The following is a 10,878-nucleotide window of genomic DNA, read 5'->3' on the forward strand; positions in this document are numbered from 1 at the left end:
CATCACCGGAATGGGAGCCTGGCCGCCGAAATGATGCTCGGCGCACCATTATTGTGCAAACCAGGTCCTGCGCCGCGCGAGGAAAACACGTCCGACCATGAAAGTCATCAGCTCGATCCACGAATTGCGCGACCAGTTGCGCGGCCAGAACCGCACTGCGTTCGTCCCGACGATGGGCAACCTGCATGAGGGCCATCTGTCGTTGATGCGGCTGGCGCGCCAGCACGGCGACCCGGTCGTGGCGAGCATTTTCGTCAACCGGCTGCAATTCGGCCCGAACGAAGATTTCGACAAATACCCGCGCACGCTCGAAGCCGATATCGAAAAGCTGCAAAGCGAGAACGTCTATGTGCTGTTTGCGCCGACCGAGCGCGATCTCTATCCGCAGCCGCAGGAATACCGCGTGCATCCGCCACACGATCTGGGCGATATCCTCGAAGGCGAATTCCGCCCGGGCTTCTTTCAGGGCGTGTGCACGGTGGTGATGAAGCTGATGTCGTGCGTGCAGCCACGCGTCGCCGTGTTCGGCAAGAAGGATTACCAGCAACTGATGATCGTGCGTCAGATGTGCCAGCAGTTCGCGCTGCCCACGGAAATCATCGCCGCTGAAACCGTGCGCGACAGCGATGGCCTCGCCCTCAGCTCGCGCAACCGCTACCTGCAGGCCGCCGAGCGCGCCGAAGCGCCGAAGCTCGCGATCGAGCTGAACCGGGTGCGCGACGCGGTGCTGGCCGGCAACCGCGATTTCGCAGCGGTCGAGCGCGCGGCGATGGACGCGCTAGCCGCACGCGGCTGGCAGCCCGACTATATCGCCGTGCGCAAGCGCTCGAACCTGCTGCCGCCCACCGCGCAGGACAACGATGAGCCGCTCGTCGTACTCGCTGCGGCCAAGCTGGGCGCCACTCGCCTGATCGACAACCTCGAAATCTGACCAACAGAACACCTCGAAAACGGCCCCAAGAGAACCGTCATGCAACGTCACATGCTGAAGTCGAAAATTCACCGCGTCGCGGTTACACACTGCGAGCTGCATTACGAAGGCTCGTGCGCGATCGATGAGGATCTGCTCGATGCCGCGAATATCGTCGAGAACGAACGCATCGATATCTGGAACATCAACAACGGCGAGCGTTTCTCGACCTACGCGATCAAGGGTGAGCGCGGCAGCGGGATGATCTCGCTGAATGGTTCGGCGGCGCGGCGCGCGCAACTGGGCGACCTGGTGATCATCGCCGCCTTTGCGATGGTGGAAGAAGGTGAACTGAAGGCGGGCTGGAAGCCGGATCTGGTGTTCGTCGACGACAAGAACAAGATCAAGGGCAGCCGCGACCACGTGCCCACCCAGAACTGGACCTGAGCTGGCGGTGAAGTGAAGGCGCGTCATGCAAACGCCGCGTCTGCCGCAAGCGCATAAAGCGTATGCGAAGCGCCTGCCTCGCAGCAGCCCGCGCCGCTGCCCCGGTCGGCCTGCTGCTTAAGCCTTAGGCTTACGTTCAAGCCATTCGACGATCGGCTGCCACTGCTCCAGATCCTTTTCGACCCGGCTCTTCGCCACATCCCACAGCGTCAGACCGTGCGCCGCCAGTTGCACGTAGTTCTGCGTGTCGCGCAGGTAGCCCAGCACGGGCAACTCCAGGCCCTCGACAAAGCGGTGCAGCTGCTCGGCCGAGCGCGTGCGGGCGTCGACCCGCATGCCCACCACACCGATTTCAATCCCGCCCTTCCTCACTGCCTTTTCCTTGGCGAGCCGCTCGAGAAATTCCTGGGTGGCGAGAATATCGAACAGCGACGGCTGCAGCGGCACGATGACCTTATCGGCCAGATCGAGCGCAATACCGAGCCGGCTGCCGTGCAAACCTGCCGGCGTATCGATCACGGCATGCTCCAGCCCTTTGGGCGGCTTCACGGGTGTTTCCGGGTCGACTTCCCAGACTTCGATGGGCGGCAGCGTGGCGGGCCGCAGTTCCAGCCACGCGTGGGCCGACTGCTGCTTGTCCAGGTCCGCAAGCGCGACCCACTCGCCTGCCGCCGCGAAATAGCCCGCCAGATTGGTCGATAGCGTGCTCTTACCCACGCCACCCTTCGGATTGGCCACCACGATTACCGTCATGAATACTCCCGGGAAGATGGCTGGCGCAGCCAGCCGGTTTGCCGCTTCTAGTCTGATCTTGCGTCGACCCCGTCGATCCAGCCGTTGATAATATCGATAAATCGAGCTGGACCGAAACCCCGAAGGGGCATTTGGGCTGCCATTCTTACAAAAAAGGAGCGAATACGATGAGCAAATTGCGCGCAGGTTGCACGATTGAGAGCCTGATGGAGCGTCAGCGGGGCAGCTTGCCCGACATGCTGGGAGTGCGGGTGATCGCGCTCGAGGAAGGCTCGCTGACGGCGGAATTGACGGTCCGGCGCGAGTTGCTGGCGCCGAACGGCTTTCTGCATGCGGCAAGCGTGATCGGGCTTGCTGATACGGCCTGTGGCTATGCGTGCATTGCCCACCTGCCGGAGACGGCGCGCAGTTTCACCACGATCGAGCTGAAGAGCAATTTCCTCGGCACCTGCATCGACGGCACGATCCGGGCGGTCGCCAAGGGCGTGCATCTGGGACGGACAACGCAGGTATGGGATGCCACTGTGTCCGATCCGAACGGCAAGACGATTGCGCTGTTCCGGTGTACGCAGATGGTGCTGGTTTGAGGGTTTGGGCTGGCTAGCGTGCTGTCCATTGCACAGCGGACGCTGTCTAAAATACAGCAGCGCGTCCGGCAACAGCGGAAAGGAATATGTGTCTTTGAAGGACTGCGACGCGGAGCACGTCCCTGATCAAGCGAAAAACCCCTCCGGTCCACGTCCGAAGGGGCTTTTCGATACCAGAGTCCGGTACACCCTCAAGCCACCAACGCCCGCGGCGCCTTCACGCCACCGAGCACGCCCACGCCACCGCCGAGCAGCGACTGCACAACCAGCGTCACTGCCCAGAAAGCCGGATACTCCCAGCCACCGTTCGGCGACGCGAAGCCCCAGCCGTTGTGCAGGTGAGCGGACATCGCGCCCAGCATGAACGGCAGCAGCACCAGCGCAACCCAGCGAACCTGCACGCCGAGCAGCAAGGCGATCCCGCCCGCCAGTTCGACGAATGTCGTCAGATAGCCGAGCCAGCCCGGCAAACCAAGCGATTCAAAAAAATGCGCAGTGCCCGGCAACGTGAAAACGAAAATCTTCTGCAAGCTGTGCGCGAGATATAAGACGCCGAGGGCAACACGCAGGAGCGTGGCGGCGAAATCAGCCGAACGGTTCGAGTTCATCAAGAGTCCTTGTCAGTTGGTAGGACGACGCACGCGCGTCATCGATAGATCGGACTGTATTCGAACCGTGGAGTGAGAAAAACTGCTATTTTGACTTAGATTATTTCCTCGTGGGAGTTAATAGGTCTGGAGAGCGAGCCTGTTCCTTGAATCGGGCATGGGCCCATCGCACCGGTACAATCTCGCGGTGATTTCCCTTGGCCTCGCCCACGGCGGCAATCCGGACGAGGCGGCGATCCGCTTCTTGCCGCTGCTGTTGCTGTGCTCGACCGCCGTCATCGCCCAGCTCCGCCTCGCCACATGATTCGACTCTCGCGCTTCGCCTCGCTTGTCTGCACGGTCCTCGCGGCTTGTGTTTTCGCATCGTCCGCACGCGCGACAGTCACTGCCACCGACGACACCGACGTCACCGTCTCACTCGCCACCCCGGCCCAACGCGTGATCAGCCTCGCGCCGCACGCGACCGAACTGATCTATGCAGCGGGTGGCGGCGCAAAACTGGTGGGCACCGTGTCGTACAGCGACTACCCACCCGCAGCGCAAAAGGTGCCGCGTGTCGGCGACAACACGGCACTCGACCTCGAACGCATCGTCGCGCTGAAGCCCGATCTGATCGTCGTCTGGCGGCACGGCAACGCGCAGGCTCAACTCGACCGCCTGCGCGAACTTCACATACCGCTTTTCTTCAGCGAACCGCGTCGGCTCGATGACATCGCGGTGACCCTCACCCGGCTCGGTATCTTGCTCGGCACATCCGCCACCGCCCACGTCGCAGCGAGTAAGTATCGTGAGGACATCGCACGGTTGCGCACCCGCTATGCGAGCCGGTCGCCCGTCAGCGTGTTCTATGAAGTCTGGGATCAGCCACTGATGACGCTCAATGGCACGCACATGATCAGCGACGTGATCACGCTATGCGGTGGCCGCAATGTGTTCGCGCAACTCGCGCCGTTGGTACCGACAGTATCGACCGAGGCCGTGCTCGCGGCCAACCCGGAAGCGATCGTGACGGCATCGGCAGGCGCAACAAAATCCGACGCGCCGTTGGCAAAGCTTGACTCATGGCACGCCTGGCCGAGCCTCACAGCGGTGGCCCGCAACAACCTGTTCGCCATCGACGGCGATCTGATCGACCGTCCCGCGCCGCGCATCGCGCAAGGCGCAGCACAACTTTGCGAGGACCTGGAGGTGGCGCGCTCGCGCCGACCGGCAGCGGGTGCCCAGTAAGCAGCCTCGCGGTACTACTGCATGAAAAACGGTCGACGCAAAGCAGCATTAGCAGACGCTCTGGCATGGAAAAGACAGGGGCTCGCCTTCACGGCACCGGACCAGCGGTGCCCTGCTGCACGTCATGCGAGCGCGGCCCAGGAATCAGCGCCTCGTGGCCGCCGTCCTGCAACAGGATCAGGGGATAGCCGAACGCGCGGCTCGCAAGAGCCGGTGTCAATACATCGCGCACCGGGCCAGCAAATGCCCCGCCCGCGCCATCCAGCAGCAAGCCATGTGTCGCGAAACGCCGCGCAAGGTTCAGGTCATGACATGAAAACACCACCGTGCGCTTGCGCTCCGCTGCCCAGGCGGTCAACGCATCGAGACAGTCGATCTGGTGATGAAGGTCGAGATGCGACAACGGTTCATCGAGTAGCAACAGCGGCGCATCCTGGCAAAGCACGGCAGCCAGCGCCACACGCTGGCGCTCGCCGCCCGAGAGCGACAGCACGTCGCGCGATGCGAAGTCCGCGAGTCCCAGCAGGTCGAGCGCGGCATGAGCCGCAGCGCGATCACCCGGGCGCTCCCATCCCCAGCCCGCGAGATGCGGAAAGCGGTTGAGCATCACAATCTCGAGCACGCTGGCGCTGAACGCGTCGTGCACGCTTTGCGGCATCAACGCACGACGTTGCGCGAGCGAAACGGGCGGCCACGCTGCGACGCGCAAACCGTCCAGCTCGACGTGGCCTGCTGCGGGCTGCAACAGACCGGCCAGCGTCGAGATCAAGGTGGTCTTGCCAGCTCCGTTTGGTCCGGCGATGCACCAGACCTCGCCGGGATAGAACGTATGCGTAAAGCGATCGAGCAGTGTGCGCGTGCCGGCGCGCAGTGTCACCTGCTGCACGCTCAGGGTCGAGCCGGTGGAAGGCGCGGGCGGTGTTGTGCGTATCGTCATCGCGGCCTGCGCAACAGCATCCACAGAAACACCGGCACGCCGATCAGCGCCGTGATCACCCCCACCGGCAATTGAGCTGGCGCGATCACCGTACGGGCGACGAGGTCCGCACCCATCACGGCCACACCGCCGCCCAGCGCAGCGGCCGGCAACAGCATGCGTTGATCGTTGCCGAACGCGAGTCGCAACGTATGCGGCACCACAAGTCCCACGAAGCCGATCGTCCCGCCGGTCGTCACGGCAGCAGCGGCTGCGAGCGACGCCACCAGGTACACGCGCAGACGCAGACGCATCACAGGTACACCCAATGCCTGCGCAGCCGCATCGCCACGCAACAGCACGTTGAGTTGCGGCGCAGCAGGAAGAATGGCCACCAGCACAAGGACTAGCGCCGCGAGTGCGATCCAGGGCAAGCCACCGCCGTTCAGATCACCAGTGAGCCAGAACAACATTCCGCGCAGGCGATTATCCGGCGCGAGGGTCAACAGTAACGTGATCAGCGCGCCCCACCCCGCTGCGATCACGGCACCCGTCAACAGCAAACGCGGCGATGTGTCCTGCGGCTCGCCGCGCCACAACTCGCGACGCGCGAGACCGAGCACCAGCAGGATGGAGACGAACGCCCCAGCGAAAGCGCTCGCGTCGACGAGCCACCACGCGCTGCCGGCCATCATCGCGAACAGCGCGAAGCTCGCGGCACCGCCGGATACGCCGAGCACATAGGGCTCGGCGAGCGGATTGCGCAACAACACTTGCAGCAAGGCACCAGCGACGGCAAGCAACGCGCCGCACGCGAAACCGGCCAACGCTCGTGGCAAACGCAGCGAGCGCACGATTTCTCCTGCGAGATCGGCAGGTGCGCCGGAGTGAGAAGAGAGCGGCATCAGCGCAGCAAACACGCGCGCGGGCGTGAGCGGCACGCTGCCGAGCGCGAGCGACGCCATCAGCACAGCAAGCGCCAGAATGGCGAGCACACACCAGATGGCCGCAGCACGTCTCGCGTGCATGACCGGCATCGTGCGTGCGAAGATTCGGCTCATCCGCGCAGCCCCACGGCTGCGGGCACCACGGCATAGCTGCTGCGAGCCAGACGCGGGACACGCCTTGCGACGCGGGATGTTGCAGAAGTAGGCCGGCTCATAGTCCTGGGTGGCGGGCGTCGTTCCCCGTTTCCGATTGATCAGCATGCACCGGACAAAATTGCCTGCGCATTGCCCGCAGGCACTGAAGTGCCGCAAGTTTAGGAGTGCCCGCAGGACGCGTCAAGGACGGTCAAGCAGGCTGGTTTTGGTGCGGTGACAGACGGATGAATTTTCTGTTCAGAGGGATGTTCAGGCCGATTCCGCCAGCGAAGTCTGCACAAAGCGATGCTGTTACGTCTCGAAACGAGACAATTATCGGAACCTGCGACATTCCGCGCTAAAATGCGATGTCTTTAGAGGACGCAGCACATGCTCACCGAACTCGAAACACTTTCACAGAATATCGGCAGACTGATTGCGATCAGTCAGCGCCACAACGAAGCGCGTCAGGCGCTCGAAACTCAGCTCGCCCAGGTGCGCGCCGAAGCCGATGCGACACGTGCAGAGCTTGCACAGATGCGCGAAGAACGCGACGCGCTGCAAGCAGAGCGTGACGGGCTGTCGGCGAAGATCGACGACGCTCAGGTGCGTCTGAATGCGATCCTCGAAAAATTGCCGCGCGCACGCGCTCAAAACGAGCCGGACAATCAGCTCGATCTGCTCGCGCCCGAGCTCGAACTCAATGCGCATCACGAAGAAGAGGCCGGCAGCGCCGTCACCCGCCACGGAGAAAACGCATGACCACCAAGCAGATCGAAGTATCGATTCTCGGCCAGCCGTATCGTCTCGCCTGCTCGCCGGAAACCGAAGCTGCGCTGCTGGAAGCGGTGGCACGCGTCGACGCTGAGATGTCGAAGATCCGCTCGCACAGCAACGTGCGCGGCATCGATCGCATCGCGGTTATGGCTGCGCTTTCGCTGGCATCGGAACTGCTTAAGCTGCAATCGAGCGTCCGCCATGGAGAAGCATTTCCCGCAGAGGAAATCCGGCGTACAATGCACCAGATGAACGAACAACTAGGTACTGTGATTCAGCAGTACAGCGTGCAGTAAAAAGGTCTAAAGTAGTCATACGGTCAAATTCAGAATCTAGGCGAAGTGCTTGATCAAGGATCAGCAAACGTTTGAATTCAATCTGTTTAGCTTCCCTGCCTGGTTCGCCAAGGTCATATATTCCTTGAACCAATGCCATGTGCACGGTTGTGGAAATTTGCAGCACGGGTGTGCGCGTCACTCTGTCTGATGTACCCGAAGTGCTGCTAACTGCGACCAATTCTGAACTCCCGGTTCAGGATGCCGGCCTAGCGGCTAAGGCGGGGACCTTATCAAACGGCATCGGACATGAGTCCGATGCCGTTTTTCTTTGTGGTGCTCAATTTAACGTTCAAGTCAACCTTCCATTCGATTCATGCGCTACTGGCTAATGAAGTCCGAACCGGACGAAGCAAGCATCGATCACCTCGCCCACGCAGCGCATCGGACGTTGCCGTGGACCGGCGTGCGCAACTATCAGGCGCGTAATTTCATGCGCGACGTGATGAAGATCGGTGACGGTGTGCTCTTCTATCACTCGAGTTGCCCCGAACCGGGCATCGCTGGGCTCGCGGAGGTCTCGTCGACGCCCTACCCCGATCCCACGCAGTTCGATGCGAAGAGCCCGTACTACGATCCCAAATCGACGCCTGAGACGCCGCGTTGGGTGCTTGTCGATGTCGTGTTCAAAAAGAAAGTGCCGCTGATTCCGCTGGCTGCGTTGCGCGAGCATGATGAACTCGCGGACATGCGCGTGCTCGCCAGAGGCAACCGCCTGTCGATCACGCCGGTCACCGAGGCCGAATGGCGCTTCATCACAAAGCAGCTTGTTTGAAGCGGTTGATGTGACCGCGCGTCGCAGCAAGGCAATTGTCAAGTTGGGGAACCAAGGCAGCGGTGCGTGCGCCTAACTGGCTCGCAAGCGTCATGCCACCGGGTAGAACGATCACTCCCGATACCGGCACGCAGCGCTAGTCGTGCGCGGCCTCCTGCTGGGCCATCGCACGAACTCAAGCACGAGTCATCGCGCATAACCGCTCAAGCACGGAGTCCCACACAAATGACGCAAAAAAACGCACGAGCCATCGCACTCGCCATGGCTCTCGCCACTCCGCTCGCGTTCGCATCCGCCGCGGCCCACGCACAGACAGTGACGCAGGCGGAGCCGTCGGGCGTGCTGTCGCTGAACGCGCAAGCCAGCGCAGAAGTCCCGCAGGACGTCGTGGACATCACGCTGTTTTACGAACAGGAAGCAAGCGACCCGTCCGCGCTCACCAGCACGCTCAACCAGCGCGCCGACGCAGCGCTGCGTCAGGCCAAGGGCGTGAGCGGCGTCACCGCACGCACCGGCTCGTTTGCGATCTCTCCGTCAACCGATCGCGACGGGCGCATCTCCGCGTGGCGCGGCCGCACGGAAGTCGTGTTGGAGTCGCATGATTTTGCCGCGGCCTCGAAGCTCGCCGGTCAGATGGCCTCGAACATGCAGGTCGGCAACGTGCAGTTCTCGCTGTCGCCGGAAGCGCAGCGCGCCGCCGAACAGAAGCTCACCGGCGAAGCAATCGCCTCATTCCGGCAACAGGCCAGTTCCGGCGCCCAGGCATTCGGCTATAGCGGCTATTCGATCCGCGAAGTCACCGTCGGACATAACGGTGTGATGCCGCGTCCCATGATGATGATGAGCGCGCGCGTCATGGGCGCTGACGCCAAATCGGCTGCGCCGCTGCCGCTCGAAGCGGGTACGTCGACCGTCAGCGTGAACGTGTCGGGTTCGGTGCAGATGAAATGACGCGCTTGTAGGCCACAAGTAAAGCGAAAACGCCACGGCATGCCGTGGCGTTTTTTCGTCATCCAGCGAGAGGTGAAGCTCAGTCTGGATGGACGTTCAGTTCGCTCCGACCGGCTTGGCCGCTTCGCGGCCCTTGCGTCGATACGCCCACACCAGGATGAGCACGCCAACGATAATCATCGGCAACGACAGCCACTGCCCCATCGACAATCCCATCGCCAGCAGGCCAAGGAAGTCATCCGGTTCACGGGCGAACTCCACCGTGAAGCGCGCAAGGCCATAGCCGATCAGAAACACCGCCGATATAGCGCCAAGCGGACGCGGCTTGCGCGAGAAGAACCACAACACGAAGAACAGCGTCACGCCTTCGAGCGCGATTTCATACAGCTCCGACGGATGCCGCGGCAGCATATGATATTGCGCGAAGATATCGTTCAGATGCCACTTCGCAGCGAGCTCCGGATGCCGAGAGAGCCAAACGGCGTCGTCGTTCGATGCACCCGGGAACATCATCGCCCACGGTGCATTCGGATCGGTGACGCGGCCCCACAGCTCGCCGTTGATGAAGTTGCCGAGACGCCCCGCGGCAAGCCCGGTCGGCACCATCGGCGCGACAAAGTCCGTGACCTGCAGCCACGAACGACCACGCTGGTAAGCGAATAGCAGCATCGCCAGCGTGACGCCGAGAAAGCCGCCGTGAAACGACATGCCGCCTTCCCACACCTTGAAGATGTCGAGCGGATGCGCGAAGTAATAGTCAGCCTTATAGAACAGCACGTAGCCGAGACGGCCACCGAAGATCGTGCCGAGCACGCCGTAGAACAGCATGTCGTCGATATCTTTGGCGGTCCAGCCTTGCGCTGCGACGTACGGCAGACGCAGGCGCAGCCGGCCGACGACGATCGCCAGGATAAATGCCACCAGGTACATCAGGCCGTACCAGCGCACGGCGAGCGGCCCTAGATGGATCGCGATCGGGTCGAAATTGGGATGAATGTGCATCGTGTTGTTATGGGCAGTTCAGGTTCAAAAAGCGGATTCAATAGGGCTCAATAAGACTCGACGGTGACCGCATGCGCTTGCACGATGCCGATAAATCCGGCCAACACCGGACTTACCTGCGCCGTGCGCCAGACCAGTCCCGTCTCGATGGCCGGCACCGATTCGCATAGCGGCCGGTAGACCACACCAGTGCGGCGCAGATTACGCAGCGATTGCGGCACCAGTGCGACACCCATGCCCGCCGACACCAGGCTCACGATCGTCTGCATCTGGATCGCCTCCTGTGCGACACGCGGCGTGAGGCCCGCGACGCCGTAGCAATCCATAATGATGTCATAAAAGCCAGGCGCGAGACGCCGCGGGAAGATCACGAGCGGGGCATCGGCGACATCGCGCAGGCTGATTGGGGCCTCACGCCACTCCGCGCCAGCCGATGCGCCCCGCCCTTCGACACGCGCGGCCATCTCGGACGACATGGCAATCACCAGCGGCTCGCGCGCGATGGAGA

At 62.4% G+C, this 10,878-nt stretch carries 15 protein-coding genes and 1 other RNA gene; 10 read left to right on the plus strand and 6 right to left on the minus strand.

The genetic code is table 11. The features are described 5' to 3' along the window. Positions 1–97: 97 nt before the first annotated feature. Together panC and panD are read left to right on the plus strand one after the other, a co-directional pair. Positions 98–931 (plus strand): pantoate--beta-alanine ligase, encoded by an 834-nt coding sequence (gene panC / locus M0954_RS14055; RefSeq protein ID WP_122151947.1) that lies wholly within the window; start codon positions 98–100, stop codon positions 929–931. A gap of 39 nt (positions 932–970) precedes the next feature. Further along, entirely contained in the window at positions 971–1,357 is a 387-nt protein-coding gene (gene panD / locus M0954_RS14060) for an aspartate 1-decarboxylase (RefSeq protein ID WP_297353806.1), read from the plus strand. A gap of 117 nt (positions 1,358–1,474) precedes the next feature. On the opposite strand, the gene M0954_RS14065 is transcribed toward panD, so the two are convergent. Further along, positions 1,475–2,110 carry a ParA family protein gene (locus M0954_RS14065; protein ID WP_123388557.1) on the minus strand — a complete coding sequence of 212 codons (636 nt, stop codon included), beginning with the start codon at positions 2,108–2,110 and terminating at the stop codon, positions 1,475–1,477. 167 nt (positions 2,111–2,277) lie between these two features. Between M0954_RS14065 and M0954_RS14070 the strand changes: the two genes are divergently transcribed. Further along, the gene (locus M0954_RS14070; RefSeq protein WP_297353808.1) at positions 2,278–2,697 is read left to right on the plus strand and encodes a PaaI family thioesterase; all 420 of its coding nucleotides are present in this window, start codon (positions 2,278–2,280) and stop codon (positions 2,695–2,697) included. Between the two features lie 191 nt (positions 2,698–2,888). Here the strand turns inward: M0954_RS14070 and M0954_RS14075 are convergent, their stop codons facing one another. Next, on the minus strand, positions 2,889–3,305 hold the full coding sequence (locus tag M0954_RS14075) for a DoxX family protein (RefSeq protein WP_133892147.1): 417 nt from the start codon (positions 3,303–3,305) through the stop codon (positions 2,889–2,891). Positions 3,306–3,462: 157 nt separating this feature from the next. Here M0954_RS14075 and M0954_RS14080 point away from each other — a divergent pair, with 157 nt between their 5' ends. Further along, the gene (locus tag M0954_RS14080; RefSeq protein WP_297353810.1) at positions 3,463–3,609 is read left to right on the plus strand and encodes a hypothetical protein; all 147 of its coding nucleotides are present in this window, start codon (positions 3,463–3,465) and stop codon (positions 3,607–3,609) included. After that, positions 3,606–4,532: a cobalamin-binding protein gene (locus tag M0954_RS14085; protein ID WP_297353811.1), complete on the plus strand. Its 927-nt coding sequence runs from the start codon at positions 3,606–3,608 to the stop codon at positions 4,530–4,532. The genes M0954_RS14080 and M0954_RS14085 overlap by 4 nt, the downstream gene beginning before the upstream one ends. An 88-nt stretch (positions 4,533–4,620) precedes the next feature. Here the strand turns inward: M0954_RS14085 and M0954_RS14090 are convergent, their stop codons facing one another. Both M0954_RS14090 and M0954_RS14095 read right to left on the minus strand, forming a co-directional pair. Continuing rightward, a complete protein-coding gene (locus M0954_RS14090) occupies positions 4,621–5,469 on the minus strand; it encodes an ABC transporter ATP-binding protein (protein WP_123388593.1) in 849 nt (282 codons plus the stop codon). Further along, on the minus strand, positions 5,466–6,509 hold the full coding sequence (locus M0954_RS14095; protein ID WP_297353813.1) for an iron ABC transporter permease: 1,044 nt from the start codon (positions 6,507–6,509) through the stop codon (positions 5,466–5,468). Before M0954_RS14095 ends, M0954_RS14090 begins: the two co-directional genes overlap by 4 nt. A gap of 411 nt (positions 6,510–6,920) precedes the next feature. Here M0954_RS14095 and M0954_RS14100 point away from each other — a divergent pair, with 411 nt between their 5' ends. From M0954_RS14100 to M0954_RS14120, 5 genes are all read left to right on the plus strand, one after another. Beyond that, positions 6,921–7,292, plus strand: a complete 372-nt coding sequence (locus M0954_RS14100) for an ATPase (protein WP_122151953.1) — start codon at positions 6,921–6,923, stop codon at positions 7,290–7,292. Beyond that, positions 7,289–7,603, plus strand: coding sequence for a cell division protein ZapA (locus M0954_RS14105; RefSeq protein WP_074265502.1), 315 nt, complete (start codon positions 7,289–7,291; stop codon positions 7,601–7,603). The genes M0954_RS14100 and M0954_RS14105 overlap by 4 nt, the downstream gene beginning before the upstream one ends. A gap of 89 nt (positions 7,604–7,692) precedes the next feature. Next, a non-coding RNA gene (ssrS, locus tag M0954_RS14110) (6S RNA) lies at positions 7,693–7,874 on the plus strand. A gap of 84 nt (positions 7,875–7,958) precedes the next feature. Beyond that, positions 7,959–8,417 carry an EVE domain-containing protein gene (locus M0954_RS14115; RefSeq protein WP_122151954.1) on the plus strand — a complete coding sequence of 153 codons (459 nt, stop codon included), beginning with the start codon at positions 7,959–7,961 and terminating at the stop codon, positions 8,415–8,417. A gap of 225 nt (positions 8,418–8,642) precedes the next feature. Beyond that, positions 8,643–9,368 (plus strand): SIMPL domain-containing protein, encoded by a 726-nt coding sequence (locus M0954_RS14120; RefSeq protein WP_297353815.1) that lies wholly within the window; start codon positions 8,643–8,645, stop codon positions 9,366–9,368. Between the two features lie 96 nt (positions 9,369–9,464). Here the strand turns inward: M0954_RS14120 and lgt are convergent, their stop codons facing one another. Both lgt and M0954_RS14130 read right to left on the minus strand, forming a co-directional pair. Beyond that, complete coding sequence (gene lgt, locus M0954_RS14125) at positions 9,465–10,370, minus strand: prolipoprotein diacylglyceryl transferase (protein ID WP_122151956.1); 906 nt, start codon at positions 10,368–10,370, stop codon at positions 9,465–9,467. Positions 10,371–10,417: 47 nt separating this feature from the next. Beyond that, the coding region (locus tag M0954_RS14130) for a LysR substrate-binding domain-containing protein (RefSeq protein ID WP_297353816.1) at positions 10,418–10,878 on the minus strand (461 nt) is incomplete at its 5' end.

Origin of the sequence: Paraburkholderia sp. (assembly GCF_026225065.1) — a bacterium.
Taxonomy (GTDB): domain Bacteria; phylum Pseudomonadota; class Gammaproteobacteria; order Burkholderiales; family Burkholderiaceae; genus Paraburkholderia.